Source organism: Azospirillum brasilense (assembly GCF_007827815.1).
Classification (GTDB): Bacteria; Pseudomonadota; Alphaproteobacteria; order Azospirillales; family Azospirillaceae; genus Azospirillum; species Azospirillum brasilense_C.
The window spans coordinates 396,231-411,440 of the sequence record NZ_VITH01000004.1 but is presented as its reverse complement, the minus strand read 5'-3'; the positions used below and the strand labels follow the sequence as shown (position 1 = coordinate 411,440).

At 70.8% G+C, this 15,210-nt stretch carries 16 protein-coding genes; 7 read left to right on the top strand and 9 right to left on the bottom strand.

All coding sequences use genetic code 11. The features are described from left to right. Positions 1-97: 97 nt before the first annotated feature. From FBZ83_RS10925 to FBZ83_RS10905, 5 genes are all read right to left on the bottom strand, one after another. A complete protein-coding gene (locus FBZ83_RS10925; RefSeq protein ID WP_145682453.1) occupies positions 98-1,507 on the bottom strand; it encodes a heme biosynthesis protein HemY in 1,410 nt (469 codons plus the stop codon). Beyond that, a complete protein-coding gene (locus tag FBZ83_RS10920; protein ID WP_145682452.1) occupies positions 1,504-3,363 on the bottom strand; it encodes a COG4223 family protein in 1,860 nt (619 codons plus the stop codon). The genes FBZ83_RS10925 and FBZ83_RS10920 overlap by 4 nt, the downstream gene beginning before the upstream one ends. 62 nt (positions 3,364-3,425) lie before the next feature. Beyond that, positions 3,426-4,181, bottom strand: a complete 756-nt coding sequence (locus FBZ83_RS10915) for a uroporphyrinogen-III synthase (protein WP_145682451.1) — start codon at positions 4,179-4,181, stop codon at positions 3,426-3,428. A gap of 12 nt (positions 4,182-4,193) precedes the next feature. Next, positions 4,194-5,120 carry a hydroxymethylbilane synthase gene (hemC, locus tag FBZ83_RS10910; protein WP_145682450.1) on the bottom strand — a complete coding sequence of 309 codons (927 nt, stop codon included), beginning with the start codon at positions 5,118-5,120 and terminating at the stop codon, positions 4,194-4,196. A gap of 87 nt (positions 5,121-5,207) precedes the next feature. Further along, entirely contained in the window at positions 5,208-6,044 is an 837-nt protein-coding gene (locus FBZ83_RS10905; RefSeq protein ID WP_145682449.1) for a class I SAM-dependent methyltransferase, read from the bottom strand. 76 nt (positions 6,045-6,120) lie between these two features. Between FBZ83_RS10905 and tsaD the strand changes: the two genes are divergently transcribed. The 5 genes from tsaD (at position 6,121) to FBZ83_RS10880 (ending at position 9,867) form a co-directional block, all read left to right on the top strand. Beyond that, entirely contained in the window at positions 6,121-7,194 is a 1,074-nt protein-coding gene (tsaD, locus tag FBZ83_RS10900) for a tRNA (adenosine(37)-N6)-threonylcarbamoyltransferase complex transferase subunit TsaD (RefSeq protein WP_145682448.1), read from the top strand. 13 nt (positions 7,195-7,207) lie between these two features. Next, on the top strand, positions 7,208-7,675 hold the full coding sequence (locus tag FBZ83_RS10895; protein ID WP_145682447.1) for a GNAT family N-acetyltransferase: 468 nt from the start codon (positions 7,208-7,210) through the stop codon (positions 7,673-7,675). Positions 7,676-7,757: 82 nt separating this feature from the next. Then, positions 7,758-8,768 (top strand): NAD(P)H-dependent glycerol-3-phosphate dehydrogenase, encoded by a 1,011-nt coding sequence (locus FBZ83_RS10890; protein ID WP_145682446.1) that lies wholly within the window; start codon positions 7,758-7,760, stop codon positions 8,766-8,768. Positions 8,769-9,152: 384 nt separating this feature from the next. Next, the gene (locus FBZ83_RS10885) at positions 9,153-9,437 is read left to right on the top strand and encodes a YciI family protein (protein ID WP_145682445.1); all 285 of its coding nucleotides are present in this window, start codon (positions 9,153-9,155) and stop codon (positions 9,435-9,437) included. A gap of 16 nt (positions 9,438-9,453) precedes the next feature. Further along, the gene (locus tag FBZ83_RS10880; RefSeq protein ID WP_035669391.1) at positions 9,454-9,867 is read left to right on the top strand and encodes an EVE domain-containing protein; all 414 of its coding nucleotides are present in this window, start codon (positions 9,454-9,456) and stop codon (positions 9,865-9,867) included. A 44-nt stretch (positions 9,868-9,911) separates the two neighbouring features. Here FBZ83_RS10880 and FBZ83_RS10875 read toward each other — a convergent pair whose 3' ends face one another. Continuing rightward, positions 9,912-10,232: a hypothetical protein gene (locus tag FBZ83_RS10875; RefSeq protein ID WP_145682444.1), complete on the bottom strand. Its 321-nt coding sequence runs from the start codon at positions 10,230-10,232 to the stop codon at positions 9,912-9,914. A gap of 341 nt (positions 10,233-10,573) precedes the next feature. Between FBZ83_RS10875 and acs the strand changes: the two genes are divergently transcribed. After that, the gene (gene acs / locus FBZ83_RS10870) at positions 10,574-12,514 is read left to right on the top strand and encodes an acetate--CoA ligase (RefSeq protein ID WP_145682443.1); all 1,941 of its coding nucleotides are present in this window, start codon (positions 10,574-10,576) and stop codon (positions 12,512-12,514) included. A 69-nt stretch (positions 12,515-12,583) separates the two neighbouring features. Here the strand turns inward: acs and FBZ83_RS10865 are convergent, their stop codons facing one another. The 3 genes from FBZ83_RS10865 to FBZ83_RS10855 all read right to left on the bottom strand — a co-directional run bounded on the left by FBZ83_RS10865 (position 12,584) and on the right by FBZ83_RS10855 (position 13,884). Continuing rightward, complete coding sequence (locus tag FBZ83_RS10865) at positions 12,584-12,940, bottom strand: hypothetical protein (RefSeq protein ID WP_145682442.1); 357 nt, start codon at positions 12,938-12,940, stop codon at positions 12,584-12,586. A gap of 80 nt (positions 12,941-13,020) precedes the next feature. Further along, positions 13,021-13,506 carry a thermonuclease family protein gene (locus FBZ83_RS10860; protein ID WP_145682441.1) on the bottom strand — a complete coding sequence of 162 codons (486 nt, stop codon included), beginning with the start codon at positions 13,504-13,506 and terminating at the stop codon, positions 13,021-13,023. A gap of 162 nt (positions 13,507-13,668) precedes the next feature. After that, entirely contained in the window at positions 13,669-13,884 is a 216-nt protein-coding gene (locus tag FBZ83_RS10855; RefSeq protein ID WP_145682440.1) for a DUF1674 domain-containing protein, read from the bottom strand. Positions 13,885-14,052: 168 nt separating this feature from the next. Between FBZ83_RS10855 and htpX the strand changes: the two genes are divergently transcribed. Then, the gene (htpX, locus tag FBZ83_RS10850) at positions 14,053-14,943 is read left to right on the top strand and encodes a zinc metalloprotease HtpX (protein ID WP_145682439.1); all 891 of its coding nucleotides are present in this window, start codon (positions 14,053-14,055) and stop codon (positions 14,941-14,943) included. Positions 14,944-15,210: the final 267 nt, after the last annotated feature.

Here is a 15,210-nt window from a genome sequence, read left to right as displayed (position 1 = left end):
CGGGGCATAGGGTTCAAAGCCGCTGCACCACAAAGAAAAAGCCCCTCCCCGGCGGACCGGGAAGGGGCTTTTTTTCGTGCTGCGACCGGCCTTGGGGTCAGGTCGCCCCCTGGGGGGCGATCTGGCCGCCGGGGGCGACGCCCGGCTGGCCGGTGACCGGCTCCGTCGCGTGGTGGGCGATGGCCGTCGGCGCCGACTCCGGGCTCATCAGTGACATGCTGACGGTCGGGGTCTTCCATTCCAGGCTGTCGAAGGCGCCGCAGTGGCCGCACAGGCCGCCCCAGCTCGGGCTGACCGCGTTGCAGGCGCTGCAGGTCCAGGCCGCGTCCGCCGGGGCGTTGGCCGCTTGGGCCAGCCAGGCGCGCGCCGCCTCCTCGTCCTGCCGCTCCGCCCGTTCCAGCTCGGCCAGGAGCTGGAAGACGCGGCGCGACGGCCGCATCTCCAGCGCCTTGGTCAGGTGGGCGCGGGCCTCGCCCCACAGATGGGCGTCGAGGGCGGCGCGGGCCACGGCCAGCAGCGACTCGACGTCGTTGGGGGCGTGGTTGCGCAGCTTCTCGAACAGCTTGACGCGGGTCATCGGGTCGTAGCTGGAGACCACCTCGCGGTAGGCCGAGGTCAGGTCGGGGTGCGGGTTGACGCGCCAGCAGCGCTCGATGGTCTTGGCGGCATTCTTGTGCTTGCCGATGGCCATCTGCAGCCGGGCCGCGCGGGCCGCCGCCGGGACGAAGCCGGACAGCAGGTCGTGCGCCGCCTGGGCGTGCGACAGGGCCGAGTCGGACCGGCCGCGGCGCTCCGCCTCGAAGCTGCGCTCCAGAAGCAGGGTGGCGCGGTGGCGGCGGCCGTCGTCGGGGTTGATGGCGCCGGCCTGGACGGCCTGCTGCAGCGTGCCTTCCGCCGCCGCCCATTCGCCCGAGCGGGCTTCCAGGTCGTACAGCGTGCCGAGCAGCCAGGGCGTGTTGGGCTGGAGCGACTGGGCGCGGCGGGCGAGCTGCAGCGCCTCCACCCGGTCGCCGGCCTTCAGCGCCTGCGTCAGCAGGCCGCGCAGGCCGAGGAAGGCGGTCTCCGGCCGGTCGAGCATGGCGGTGAAGTATTCCTTCGCCGCACGGTCGTCGCCCTGGAGCTGGGCGGCCTGGGCCGACAGCAGCATGGTCAGCGGCGGCTCGTTGAGCAGCCCGTCGGCCTTGCGGGCCATCTTGCGGGCGGTCGTGGCGTCGCCGGCGGCGACGGCGACCATGCCGCGGGTCAGCGCCTGGTAGCCGCGCTCGCGCCGGCGCGACCGGCGGTAGCGGCCGTAGTTGCGCGGCGCGCCCAGGATGGCGCGGGCCAGCCGGTACAGGACGATGCCCGCCGCCAGGGCCGCCACGCCGATCAGGATGGCGATGCCGATGCCGGTCTCGACGACGTAGCCCTGCCAGTTGATGGCGAGGGTGCCGGGGTGGTTGGCCAGCCAGACCGCGATCGCGACGACGATGGCGACCTTGATGATGAACCAGATGGCGCGTGTCATTGGGCCGCTCCCTTGACCCCGGCGGACTGCGACAGCAGGCCGATGGCGCGGTTGGTGAGCTGCTGGCCGGCCTCGTTGGCGGCCAGACGGGCCTTGGCGTCGGCGATCCACGGCGCGGCGACCTGCGCCGCCGGGCCCTTCAGGGCCGCCAGCTCCTTGACCGCGCCGCCGAGGTTGCCGGCCTGCAGGGCGGCTTCCGCGCGGGCGACCACCGCCGAGGCGCCGTCGCCGACCGCGTCGCCGCCCGAGCGGCGCACGGTGACCAGCGTGGCGATCTTGCCGGTGACCTGCTCGACCCAGTCGTTGCCCTCGCCCTGGTTGTCGGCGCGCACGATGTCGGAGGCCATGGCGGAGAAGCGGTCGGTGAGCTGCGGCTGCGTCGGCACGCCCTTGGCGGCGTAGCCGGCCACGGCCTCCAGCGGCTGCGTCACCTGGGCGTCGCCCGACGCCACGGCGCGGACGGCCTGGAGTTCCTGCTGGAACGGCTGCCCGGCGGCCAGGGCGGAGCGGAGCTGCCCGGCGGCGAGCACCAGCGTCTGGGCGGCGGTGGCGGCGTCGCGGCGGGTCTCCACCGCCTGGTTGACGGCGGCCAGCTCCTGCTTCAGCGCGTCCACCTCCTGGCGGATCTGTCCGGCGGCCTGGGCCTCGCTGCCGACCGCGTCGACGCGCTGCTGGACCTGGCCGAGCTGCTCGGTCAGCTGGGCGACGCGCGGGTCGGGCTCGGCCGGAGCCGCCGCGGCGGCGGCCTGCGGACGCTCCTCGAGCTGCTGGATGCGGGCGGTGAGCTGGCCGACGGCGTTGTCCAGCGTCTGCTGGTCGATGCCGGAAGCGGCCGCGTTGCCCTCGGCCGGGGCGGCGGCGGGGCGCTGCTCCAGCTTGGCGAGGCGCTCGGACAGCTGCTGGATCTGGTTGCGCAGGGCCGGGTCGGGCTGCGCCGCCGGGGCGGCCGCGGACGGGGCGGCGGGGCCGCCGGCGGTGGGCCAGCCGGGAACGCGCGGGCCCCACCAGGGCTGCGACAGGGCGGCGGCGCCGACCAGCAGGGCGATCAGCGACACGGCGGTGGCGAAGCCGGCCCCGGACTTGCGCTCCTCGCGCGGCGCCTCGTAGCGCGGCGGCTCGTAGGAGGAGGTGGTGTAGGCGGAGGCGGGGGGCTCCACCGGCGGCGGAGTCTCGCTTTTGACCTCGTCCGACGTGTAGGCGGCGGCCTTGAAGGGATCGGCCTTGGCCTCTTCCTTGATCTCTTCGGAGCGGATCTCCTCGCCCTTGATCGTCTCGGCCTTCACGCCGCCGCCGGGCAGCGTGTCGGCTGCGCCCGGAAGAGTATCAGCGACGGGCGGCAGGGTGGAGGGCGGCAGGTCCGCGGCCGGCACCGGGCCACCGCCCGGCAGCGTGTCGGCGCCCGGCAGGGTGTCCTCGGCCTTGCCGGACTCGGTTTTGAACGGCTCGGCGCCTTCGGAAAGGGGAGCGGTTGACGCGATGACGGGGGCGTCCGGCGGCGGCAGCGGCATCACCGAGCCGGCGGCGTCGGGAGCGTTGCGGTCCTCGCTCGGCGTGGCGGCTTCCAGGTCGGCTTCGCTCAGCTTGATGCGGTGCTTGGCGGCGGAGGCGCGGAGGTCGGCGTGGCGGGCCAGCGGGATGGCGCCGCGCTTCTTCCAGCCCTGCACCGTGGTGACCGGGATGTCCAGCTTGTGGGCCATCGGGCGGATGCCGCCGAAGCGCTCGATGATGCGTTCGACGGCGGGGCCGCCGGGCACCTGGTTCTGGTCGGCCATCTGGTTCTGGGGCGTCTGGTTCTGGTCGGACGGCGTGTGGCCGTTCGGGTCAGCCTCGTGTTCGGAGCCTGGGCGAGAGGTCATTGGGTGCCTTCTGGTCGCAGTTGTTCTCAACGAACGCCACACAAGCCCCCAAGCGGATGCGCTCAAGCCCGGCCCGTGCCGCCGGATGCTTCCGGCAGCAGGCCGAGCAGAGAGTCCTGCTCCGGCCGTGGCGCCACCCGTACGTTCTGCCACGGTGTCACTCCCAGCTCACCGTACGCGCGGGCAGCCTCCGCGACCGCGGGGCTGAGGCAGAGCGCGTCCACTGTACGACAGCGGTCGATGAGCCCGGCCTCGGCGACAAGCCTAACAAACGAACGGGCGGTACGGGGAGAGAAAAACAACACGGCGTCCAGTGTTCCCGTACGCAACAACGCCGCCGTGCCGTCCGACAGCCGCGCGCTCGGAACGGCGTCGTACAGCGTTTCCCGCAGGATGGAAAATCCGGACGAGCCCAGCATGGCCGACAGGTCGCCGGCGAGCTTGGTTCCTGCGACATGAAGTAGCGGACCCGCTGCTGCGGTGCAGCGGCGGCGCACCAGATCGGCCAGCGCGTACACGTCGCCGGATGCGCTCTCGACCTGCGTGAAACCGGCCGCGCGGGCGGCGGTCGCGGTGGCGTCGCCGACTGCATAGACCGGATGGTCACGTCGGCTCGTACGTCTGGTGTAGCCCCGTACGCCGTTTGCGCTGGTGAAGAGGAGGGCCTGTACGTTCCCGACGTCCGGCTCCGGCCCGTCGAGCCAGCGGATCTCCAGCATCGGTTCCACCGACACGGCGAATCCGAGTGCGCCCAGACGGGCCGCCAGCGGCTCGGAATCCTCCGCCGGACGGGTGACCAGGAGGTGAGGGGCCGCCATCGCCGGCCGCCGTCAGCTCTTGAAGAAGTCGGGCGGCAGGACCGCCTTGATCTCCGCCCCGGCGTCGGCGCCGATCGCTGCGGCGTCGGCGGAGCTGCCGCTGCGCTCGGCCCGGAAGACCTGCCGCCCGTCGTTGGACAGCACCTTGGCCTTCAGATGCAGCCGGTCGCCGTCCAGCGTGGCCAACCCGGCGATGGGGGTGCGGCAGGAGCCGTCGAGCATGGCGAGGAGCGCGCGCTCCGCCGTCACGCGGGCCGTGGTGGCGGCGCAGTTCAGCGGGGCGAGCAGGGCGCGGGTGGTGTCGTCGGCGCTGCGGATCTCGATGCCGATGGCGCCCTGGGCGACGGCGGGCAGCATCTCCTCATGCTCCAGCACGGCGGTGATGCGGTCGGTCAGGCCGAGGCGGCGCAGCCCGGCGAGCGCCAGCAGGGTCGCGTCGACCTCCCCGGCCTCCAGCTTGGCGAGGCGGCTCTGCACGTTGCCGCGGAAGGGCACGACGGTCAGGTCGGGCCGCCGCTCCAGGATCTGGGCCTGACGGCGCAGGCCGGCGGTGCCGACGACCGAGCCGGCGGGCAGCGTGTCCACCGTGTGGCCGCCGCGCGAGAAGAAGGCGTCGCGCGTGTCCTCGCGCGGCAGGAGCGTGGAAACCTCCAGCCCGTCGGGCATCCAGGTCGGCACGTCCTTCATGGAATGGACGGCGAGGTCGGCGCGGCCGTCGAGCAGCGCGTCCTCCAGTTCCTTGGTGAACAGGCCCTTGCCGCCGGCCTCGGCCAGCGTGCGGTCCAGGATGCGGTCGCCGGTCGTCTTGAAGACGACGATCTCGATGGCGCCGGGGGCGGCCAGATGCGGGTGCGCCGCGATCAGCCGGTCGCGGGTCTCGTGGGCCTGCGCCAGCGCCAGCGGGCTGCCGCGCGTGCCGATGCGGAGCGGTTGGGTCATGAGGGCAGTGTTCTAGGCGATCCGCCGCGCTTTGCAAGCCCTGGTGACGGGCATGCTACTCTTTGGTGAAACACTTTGCGGCATATCTCACGATGCGCGCCGCGCCGTGACCACCATGCGGCGGCTGTCCACCGTCCAGGGCGCATCCTCGAAATCGCCGGCCAGCCGTTCCACGGCGAATCCGGCGGTCTCCAGCATCAGCTCCAGCTCGTAGCGGAAGATCATCCGCCAGGTGAAGCCGTATTCGGTCACCGCGATCTTGCCGTCCGCCAGCAGCTCGTCGTACCAGCCGTGGATGCGCTGGCATTGCTGTTCGTCCAGGCGGGTGGCCATACTGTTGCGGATGTAGCGGTTGCCGCTGTGGGGGCTGCGCCGCGGTTCCGACGGGCTGGGCTTGGACTCGGCGTCCATCGGCATGGTCAGCGGGTTCATCACGTCCAGCGCCAGCGCGCCGCCCGGCGCCAGATGGGCGGCGGCGGCGGCCAGCGCGCGGCGCTCCGCCGCCAGGTCGGGGATCAGCATCAGCACGTTGAAGGGAAAGACGGCCAGCCGGAAGTCCCGCACCGGCAGGTCGAGCGCCGTGGCGTCCTGCCGCACCATGTGGACGCGGTCCCGCACCTCCGGCGCCTCGCGCGCCAGCTTGGCGCGGAGCTGGTCGAGCATGGCGTCGGAAACGTCCACCGCCCACACCGTGTGCCCGGCGCGGGCCAGCGGGATGGTCAGGCGGCCGGTGCCGCAGCCGATCTCCAGAACCGGGCCGCCGGTCTCCGCCGCGCGCTCCTTGTAGAAGGGCACGTCGCCGAGGATGCCGAGCCGGGCCAGCGTCGCCGCATGCTCGGCCCGCGCCTCGCCGATCTCCAGCGAGGGGTAATCGCCGTCGTAATAGACGATGCTGGCGTCGTGGTCGGGGACGTCCTTGTTCATGGAAAGGGAAAGTCCTGAGGAATCCGGGTCAAGACCCTATACCAGAGCGATGGAGACGGCTAGTTTGACGGCCATCATGATCGTTCTTGGAATCGAAACGAGCTGCGACGAGACGGCGGCGGCCATCGTGACCGACGCGCGGGAGATCCGCGCCGACGTGGTGCTGTCGCAGCTGGACGACCACACGCCCTACGGCGGGGTGGTGCCGGAGATCGCCGCGCGCGCCCATCTGGAGCATCTGGACGGGCTGATCCGCCGCGCCATGGCGGAATCCGGGCTGGGCTTCGCCGACCTCGACGCCGTGGCGGCGACCGGCGGGCCGGGGCTGATCGGCGGGGTGATCGTCGGGGTGATGACCGCCAAGGCCATCGCCGCGGCGCGCGGCCTGCCCTTCGTCGCGGTGAACCATCTGGAAGGCCACGCGCTGACCGCCCGGCTGACCGACGATGTGCCCTTCCCCTACCTGCTGCTGCTGGTCTCCGGCGGGCATTGCCAGCTTCTGGCGGTCGAGGGGGTGGGCCAATACCGGCGGCTCGGCACCACCATCGACGACGCGGTGGGCGAGGCGTTCGACAAGACGGCCAAGCTGCTCGGCCTCGGCTATCCCGGCGGGCCGCTGCTGGAGAAGGCGGCGGCTCTGGCGACGAACCCGGGCCGCTTCGACCTGCCGCGCCCGATGGTCGGGCGCCCCGGCTGCGACTTCTCCTTCTCCGGTCTGAAGACCGCGGTGCGGCGCCATGTCGAGGAGCTGGGAACGCCGCTCTCGGCGGAGGATCGGGCCGACCTCGCCGCCGCCTTCCAGACCACGGTGGCCGAGGTGATGGCCGACCGCTGCGCCCGCGCCATGCGCCGGTTCAAGGAGACGCACCCGCAGGGCGGCGCCCTGGTGGTGGCCGGCGGCGTGGCGGCCAACAAGACGCTGCGCGCCCGCCTGCAAAAGCTGGCCGACCGCGAGGGCATGCCCTTCGTGGCGCCGCCCTTGCGGCTGTGCACCGACAACGCGGCGATGATCGCCTGGGCGGGGATCGAGCGGCTTCGGCTGGGCCAGACCGACCCGCTGGACTTCGCGCCGCGCCCGCGCTGGCCGCTCGACCCCAACGCGAAGCCGGCCATCGGCAAGGCCGGGGTCGGCTCCGGCGTGAAGGCGTGAGGATGAGCCCGTCGTGACCCTGACCTTCCGCACCGCCGGACGCGACGACGTCCCGGCGATCGTCCGGCTGACCGCCGACGACGCCCTGTCCACGGCCGGGGACGTCTACAGCGAGCCGCTCGACCCGGTCTACGGGGAGGCCTTCGACCGCATGGCGGCCCAGCCGGGCAATTCCATCGTGCTGGCGGAGTTGGACGGGCGGATCGTCGGCTGCTTCCAGTTCACCGTCGTGCACGGGCTGGTCCGCCGCGGCGCGTCGCGGGCGACGGTGGAGGCGGTGAAGGTGGACGGCGCGCTGCGCGGCCAGGGGATCGGCAGCGCCATGATGCGGCACGCCATCGCGCTGGCCCGCGCCGAGGGATGCGTGATGGTGCAGCTGACCAGCCAGACCCGGCGCACCGACGCCCACCGCTTCTACGAGCGGCTGGGCTTCCGGGCGAGCCATGTCGGGATGAAGCTCCTGCTGACGCCGGAGGCGTGACCGTCCGGGTTGCGGACGGGGACCGCTCCGCCTAAACAGTCGGCCAAATCCAATGAACCAGAACAGGAAAACGGGGGAATCCATGGCGGCGACGGACGTCCGGCGCATCGGCGTGATCGGTGGCGGGGCCTGGGGCACGGCGCTGGCTCTGGCCGCCCTGCGCGCCGGGCGGGAGGCCCTGCTGTGGGCGCGCGAGCCGGCGGTGGTCGAGTCGGTCAACGCCGCGCGGGAGAACCGCGACTATCTGCCCGGCGTGAGCCTCCCCGCCGCGTTGCGCGCGACCGGCGACCTGGCCGAAGCCGCCGCCTGCGACGCCATCCTGCTCGTCACCCCGGCCCAGCATCTGCGCAGCGCCTGCGCCGGCCTTGCCGGCCATCTGCGGCCGGGCACCCCGCTGGTCATCTGCGCCAAGGGGATCGAGCTGGACAGCCACGCCCTGATGAGCGAGGCCGCGGCCGCCGCGCTGCCGGCGGGGACGCCGCTGGCCGTGCTGTCCGGCCCGACCTTCGCGGCGGAGGTGGCGCGCGGCCTGCCGACCGCGGTGACGCTGGCCTGCGCCGACGCCGCGCTCGGCGCCCGTCTGGTCGAGGCGCTGGGCAGCCGCACCTTCCGCCCCTACCTGTCGGACGATGTGGTGGGGTCGCAGATCGGCGGGGCGGTGAAGAACGTGCTGGCCATCGCCTGCGGCGTGGTGGAGGGCCGCAAGCTGGGCGACAACGCGCGGGCGGCGCTGATCACCCGCGGGCTGGCGGAGATCACGCGGCTGGCCCTGGCGCTCGGCGGACGGCCGGAGACTCTGATGGGGCTGTCGGGGCTGGGCGACCTGACGCTGACCTGCTCCAGCCTGCAGTCGCGCAACATGTCGCTGGGCGCCGCCCTCGGCGCCGGCCGGACGCTGGCCGAGGTGCTGGCGGAGCGCCGCTCCGTCGCCGAGGGCGTCTACACCGCCGCCGCGGTGGTCGGGCTGGCCGGGAGGAAGGGCGTCGACATGCCGCTGTGCGCCGCCGTGGACGCCATCCTGAACCGCGGCGCCGGGCTGGACGCGACCATCGACGGTCTGCTGTCGCGGCCCTTCCGCGGGGAGGGTCGCTGAGGAACGGGCGGTTTCCCGATTTCGGAATGGTTGCAAGGGCGGATGGGTTGTGCGAGGCTTCGCGCCATCGCAATAGGAGTCCGTTCCATGTTCGCCCCGCCGCACCCGTTCGCCCTGCTGGCGCTCCGCGCCGCCGCCCTGCTGGACGCCGGGCGGACGATTGCCGCCCGACGGGGCGGGGACGGGCGAAAACAGCGCGGCGCCTGAACGAACCCTCCGCAACGACGGCCGCGCGCGTCCCGGGCGTCCGCCGCCGCTGCGCGCGCCCTTCCTCTGGCTGCACCGCTGAGGCATGTCCGTCCGCGGCCGACCGCGCGTCGCGGCACCTTCCGCGGCGGTCGCGGCTGCGCTAGGCTCCCGCCCGACCGAACGGAGGGGTTCCCCATGCTGTACATGTTCCATTGCACCGACAAGGCCGGCGCCGCCCAGGTGCGGGCCGACAACCGCCCGGCCCATCTGGCCTATCTGGAGGCGCACGCCGACCGTCTGTTCGCCGCTGGCCCGCTGCTGGCCGACGACGGCCAGGGCATGGCCGGCAGCCTGCTGATCGTGGAGTGCGCCGACGAGGCCGACGCCAAGGCGTTCGCCGCCAACGACCCCTACGCCCAGGCCGGGCTGTTCGAAAGCGTGGAGATCCGGGCGTGGCGCCGGGTCTACCCGAAGTCCTGAGCGGGGGCGGACGGCGATGGCCCGCTGGCTTCTGAAGTCGGAGCCCTTCAAATACTCATGGGAGCGCATGGTCGCCGACGGCACCACCCATTGGGACGGCGTGCGCAACCATCAGGCGTCGAACAACCTGAAGGCCATGAAGGTCGGCGACCGCGCCTTCTTCTACCACTCGAACGAGGGGCTGGAGGTGGTCGGCGTCGTCGAGATCGCGCGGGAATACTACCCGGACCCGAGCGACGAGGCGGGGCGCTTCGGCATGGTCGACGTGCGGGCGCTGCTGCCCGTGAAGACGCCGGTCACGCTGAAGACGATGAAGGCCGACCCGCTGCTCCAGGGCATGGCCCTGGTCAAGCAGTCGCGCCTGTCGGTCTGCCCGGTGTCGGACGCCGAATGGGCCCATGTCTGCGCGCTGGCCGGGATCGAGGCGTGACGGCTCTTTAAAACTGGCGAGAGCGCTCGTCTGCGCCCGGCGGGTCAGTCCGCCGGTTCGCAGATGGCCGCCTGGAAGTCCTGCGTGGCCTGAAGCATCCGGCGGGCCAGCGCCTGCATCTCCGCCGCGGCCCCGGCGAAGCCGGCCTCCGTTCCGAACGGCGCCAGGGCGGCCGAGCCGGACGTTTCCAGTTCGGCCAGCGACGCCGTGCGCAGGGCGGCGTCGATCACCATCAGGCTGGTGCGGCTGCCCATCTCCGACAGGCGCCCGGCCAGTTCGATGCCCTGCCCGGCGCTGCCGCCGGCCGCGCCGCTTCCTGTGGTGCCGTTTCCGGTGGTGCCGTCCGCGTTGGTCGTGCTGGCCATTCCGGTGCCCTGCTGTTGGGGGAACGCCATGCACGCTAACGATGCGCCGGTTAAGACCGGGTTAAGCGGCCCCCCGAAGGGCGTTATCATGCTTTCGTATTATGCGCGACAAATAGTCGCGCGGTCGCGCCGGCTTGGATGCTGGTGACGTCAAAGGAACGGGCGGTGCGCTGCAACAAAGAGGGACCGAAAGCCCCGATGGAGAGGACGCACAATCAGCCGTTCTGCTTGTGGTGACGGGAACTTGTGTGGATAATGTCCCGCAACAGGGGCGGTCGGAAGCCGCTCCCCAACAGCCCTTCAGGGCGTAACCAGAAGCACTACGGGGGAATCGCGAGCCAATGTCCGACAATTCGTTTTTTCCTGTTAAGCCGGAAATCGCCAAGACCGCTTACGTGGACGAAGCCGCCTACGCCCGCCTGTACGAGCAATCGATCAACGATCCGGAAGCCTTCTGGGGCGAGCAGGGCAAGCGCATCGACTGGATCAAGCCCTACAGCAAGGTGAAGGACGTCAGCTACACCGGGGACGTCCACATCAAGTGGTTCTACGACGGCACGCTGAACGTCTCGGCCAACTGCGTCGACCGCCATCTGGCGACGCGCGGCGACCAGACCGCCATCATTTTCGAGGGCGACGATCCGGGCGTTTCCAAGCACATCACCTACAAGGAGCTGCACGAGCAGGTCTGCCGCCTCGCCAACGTTCTGAAGAAGAACGGCGTCAAGAAGGGCGACCGCGTCACCATCTACCTGCCGATGATCCCCGAGGCCGCCTACGCCATGCTGGCCTGCGCGCGCGTCGGCGCCATCCACTCCATCGTGTTCGGCGGCTTCTCGCCGGACAGCCTGAAGGACCGCATCGTCGACTGCGACAGCCACTTCGTCATCACCTCCGACGAGGGTCTGCGCGGCGGCCGCAAGGTTCCGCTGAAGGCGAACGCCGACAAGGCCGTCGCCGCGGCGCCGGGCGTCAAGCATGTGCTGGTCGTCAAGCACACCGGCGGCAACGTCGCCTGGACCGAGGGCCGCGACCTCTGGTACCACGAGGAGATCGCGTCGGTCTCCGCCGACTGCCCGCCGGAGGAGATGAGCGCGGAGGACCCGCTGTTCATCCTCTACACCTCGGGCTCGACCGGCAAGCCGAAGGGCGTGCTGCACACCACCGGCGGCTATCTCGTCTACGCGTCGATGACCCACCAGTACGTCTTCGACTACAAGGACGGCGAGGTCTACTGGTGCACCGCGGACGTGGGCTGGGTCACCGGCCACAGCTACATCGTCTACGGCCCGCTGGCCAACGGCGCCACCACGCTGATGTTCGAAGGTGTGCCGACCTATCCGGACATCTCCCGCTTCTGGCAGGTGGTGGACAAGCACAAGGTCAACATCTTCTACACCGCCCCGACCGCCATCCGCTCGCTGATGCGCGAGGGTGAGGGTCCGGTGAAGAAGACCTCCCGCTCCTCGCTGCGCATCCTGGGCTCGGTGGGCGAGCCGATCAACCCGGAAGCTTGGCTGTGGTACTACAACGTGGTCGGCGATGGCCGTTGCCCGATCGTCGACACTTGGTGGCAGACCGAGACCGGCGGCATCCTGATCACCCCGCTGCCGGGCGCCATCGGCCAGAAGCCGGGCTCCGCGACCAAGCCCTTCTTTGGCGTCAAGCCGGTCGTCGTGGACAACGACGGCAAGGAGCTGGAGGGCGAGACGGAGGGCAACCTCTGCATCGCCGACAGCTGGCCGGGCCAGATGCGCACGGTGTTCGGCGACCACGAGCGCTTCGTCCAGACCTACTTCTCGACCTTCGCGGGCTACTACTTCACCGGTGACGGTTGCCGCCGCGACGCGGACGGCTATTACTGGATCACCGGCCGCGTCGACGACGTGATCAACGTGTCGGGCCACCGTATGGGCACGGCGGAAGTGGAAAGCGCGCTGGTGGCCCACCCGAAGGTGGCCGAGGCCGCCGTCGTCGGCTACCCGCACGACCTCAAGGGCCAGGGCATCTACGCCTACGTCACGCTCAACGCCGGGGAAAGCCCGACCGAGGAGCTGCGCAAGGAACTGGTGGCCTGGGTGCGCAAGGAGATCGGCCCGATCGCCTCGCCGGACCTGATCCAGTGGTCGCCGGGCCTGCCGAAGACCCGTTCGGGCAAGATCATGCGCCGCATCCTGCGCAAGATCGCCGCGAACGAGCACGACAGCCTGGGCGACACCTCGACGCTGGCCGATCCGACCGTCGTGACCGACCTGATCGAGAACCGCATGAACAACGCCTGATCGTGGCGTTCATCGGAGCCTGTCTACGGACCGGGGGCCTTCGTGGCCCCCGGTTTCGTTTTGGAACTGTTACTTGGGTGTGGAGTCCGATCCGTCGGAGGTGCCGCTGCCGGACTGCGACTTCACGTCTTCGGCGGTGCCGGGCTTCAGGCCGGACTCGCCGCTCGCCGCGTCGGGGACGGAGCCGATGCGGCCTTGCGCGCGGGTTTCCGCTGCGTTCTTCTGCTTGTCGGTTCGGCGCTCGCCCAGCGTCGGGTCCTGGGCGCCGGTCGATTCCATCCAGGCTTCGCCCTGGGACGGCGGGGCGGCGCCGAGGCCACCCTCCATCGTCTTGGCGTCCTGCGCGGCGGCGGCACCGGTCAGGGCGAGGCTGGCGGCCAGCAAGGCGATGGCGCCGGGGACGTAAGACGAGGCCTGGGTCGTCATGGTTCGCTCTCCTCCTTGGTGGGAGGGGCAACAGCGGAGCGAGACGGCGGGTTCCCAAATCATCCTTTGGTGGAGCCGGGTTAGCCCATGCCCGTCCCGTCGCACCAGGGTTGGCGCCGTTCGCCATGATAGGGGCGGGCGAGCCCTGCCGCGATCAGCGCGGCCGACAGGTCGTCACCCCCACCGGTCAGCACGCGGGCGCGCACCCGGCCGCCATATTTGTCGGGCTGAACGTCGAGCAGCCGCACCGGGGCCGCCCCGATCAGGCGGCGCGCGTGGTCGCGGGCGGTCTCCGCCAGTTCCCGCTCATGGGGGCAGCGGGCGCGCATCTCCGGCGCGTCCAGCCCATCCACGCGGACATGGGTTTCCACCACTTGGCCCAGCCAGATGGTCGCGCGCACCAGCAGCGTGTCGCCGTCCAGGACCTCCAGGACCTCCGCCGGGATCGGGCCGGGCAGGGCGGGCGGAGCAGCGTGGGTTGGGCCGGACAGCAACGTGGAGAGAAGCGCCAGCCAGAGCCCGGCGGAGCGGGCCGGGCATGGGGTGAAGGTCTTGGGCGATCCCATGGCACGGCCTTTCCGGGCACCGGTTCGCGAAGCGGCGAACCGGTCACAGAATAGCGCGCGAACAGGAACGCATCAAGCACAACCTAGGTATTCTATCCTGGTTGCGTATGTATTCAATTTCGGAGCAGGGATGTTCAGGCAATCGGTCCTAGCGGTGCTGGATCAGAAGTCCGAGCAGCGGCCCTTGAACTCCCAATCGCCGAAGCGGGTCGGCTCCGGTCCCTGCGGGCCGCCGATCTCGCCGGGCATCTGCTCGGGTCCCTTCGCCCCCTCTCCGGCGTTGGCGTCCGGGGTCCGGGCCTCATCGGTCTTCGTCGCCTCGGAGGCGGGCTTCGCGGCGTCCTGCGGTCCCGGTCCGGTGGTCTTCGTCTCGGTCATGGCCGTCCTCTGGGGTCGGGTGCGGTGCTTGGCCATCTTGAACGATGCCTTCCGCCAAGCCCATATCACCAGACAGGTCCGGCGGAAAGCCCCGCCGGGGCCGTCCTGTCCAACCAACAGTGAAACCATCCAGAAGATCGCCCGGAACATCGTCAAGAGAACACTGCCATGACCAGCTATGTGAAGACCACCATCCTCCTCGCCGGCCTGACCGCCCTGTTCATGGGCATCGGCTATCTGATCGGCGGCAAGGGCGGCATGATGATCGCCTTCGTCATGGCGCTGGGCATGAACCTGTTCAGCTACTGGAACTCCGGCGACATGGTGCTGTCCATGTACGGCGCGCGGGAGGTCGATGCCTACACCGCCCCCGAATATTACGGCATTGTCCAGCAGCTGGCCGAGCGCGCCGGCCTGCCGATGCCGCGCGTCTACATCATGGAGAACGACCAGCCCAACGCCTTCGCCACCGGGCGCAACCCGGAGAACGCCGCGGTCGCCGCCACCACCGGCTTGCTGCGCCTTCTCAGCCCGGAGGAGATCGCCGGCGTCATGGCGCACGAACTGGCCCATGTGAAGAACCGCGACACGCTGATCATGACGATCACCGCGACCATCGCGGGCGCCATCTCCATGATCGCCAACTTCGGCATGTTCTTCGGCGCGTCGCAGGGCAACAGCCAGAACGGGCAGGGCGGCAACCCGCTGGGGCTGATCGGCGGCATCCTGATCGCCATCCTGGCCCCCTTCGCCGCGATGATCGTCCAGATGGCGATCAGCCGCACCCGCGAGTACGAGGCCGACCGCATCGGCGCGGAGATCTGCGGGCGCCCGCTGTGGCTGGCCGACGCGCTGACCCGCATCCACAACTACGCCCACCAGATCCCGAATTACGCAGCGGAATCCAACCCGGCCACGGCGCATCTGTTCATCGCCAACCCGCTGCATGGGCGCAGCCTGGACAGCCTGTTCTCCACCCACCCGAACATGGAGGAACGGGTCCGCCGCCTGCGCGGCATGGCCGGCCCCTCCTTCATGCCGCGCAGCCCCTGGGGCTGAGTTCGCCATGTCCATCGCACGACCGGATGGGCGGTGAAGCCAGGGGCAAGATCGACACGGATTTCACGGATTTGGGCACGGATTTCATGGAGTCCCCGATCCGTGCCTCATTCCAGCCGCACCGGGCCGATCAGCTCCGTGAAATCCGGTTTTGATCCGTGAAATCCGTGTCGATTTTTGCCCGCGTTCGCCGGGCGCTGCGTTCAGGCTGGCTTTTCCGGCCCGGACGGTTCGCGGTTGCACGCCGAAAGACGTACGTCTACCTTC

Coding starts and splice junctions, on each gene's coding strand:
- FBZ83_RS10925 (WP_145682453.1), bottom strand. CDS start 1,507: ATGACACGCGCCATCTGGTTCATCATCAAGGTCGCCATCGTCGTCGCG.
- FBZ83_RS10920 (WP_145682452.1), bottom strand. CDS start 3,363: ATGACCTCTCGCCCAGGCTCCGAACACGAGGCTGACCCGAACGGCCAC.
- FBZ83_RS10915 (WP_145682451.1), bottom strand. CDS start 4,181: ATGGCGGCCCCTCACCTCCTGGTCACCCGTCCGGCGGAGGATTCCGAG.
- hemC (WP_145682450.1), bottom strand. CDS start 5,120: ATGACCCAACCGCTCCGCATCGGCACGCGCGGCAGCCCGCTGGCGCTG.
- FBZ83_RS10905 (WP_145682449.1), bottom strand. CDS start 6,044: ATGAACAAGGACGTCCCCGACCACGACGCCAGCATCGTCTATTACGAC.
- tsaD (WP_145682448.1), top strand. CDS start 6,121: ATGATCGTTCTTGGAATCGAAACGAGCTGCGACGAGACGGCGGCGGCC.
- FBZ83_RS10890 (WP_145682446.1), top strand. CDS start 7,758: ATGGCGGCGACGGACGTCCGGCGCATCGGCGTGATCGGTGGCGGGGCC.
- FBZ83_RS10885 (WP_145682445.1), top strand. CDS start 9,153: ATGCTGTACATGTTCCATTGCACCGACAAGGCCGGCGCCGCCCAGGTG.
- FBZ83_RS10880 (WP_035669391.1), top strand. CDS start 9,454: ATGGCCCGCTGGCTTCTGAAGTCGGAGCCCTTCAAATACTCATGGGAG.
- FBZ83_RS10875 (WP_145682444.1), bottom strand. CDS start 10,232: ATGGCCAGCACGACCAACGCGGACGGCACCACCGGAAACGGCACCACA.
- acs (WP_145682443.1), top strand. CDS start 10,574: ATGTCCGACAATTCGTTTTTTCCTGTTAAGCCGGAAATCGCCAAGACC.
- FBZ83_RS10865 (WP_145682442.1), bottom strand. CDS start 12,940: ATGACGACCCAGGCCTCGTCTTACGTCCCCGGCGCCATCGCCTTGCTG.
- FBZ83_RS10860 (WP_145682441.1), bottom strand. CDS start 13,506: ATGGGATCGCCCAAGACCTTCACCCCATGCCCGGCCCGCTCCGCCGGG.
- FBZ83_RS10855 (WP_145682440.1), bottom strand. CDS start 13,884: ATGACCGAGACGAAGACCACCGGACCGGGACCGCAGGACGCCGCGAAG.
- htpX (WP_145682439.1), top strand. CDS start 14,053: ATGACCAGCTATGTGAAGACCACCATCCTCCTCGCCGGCCTGACCGCC.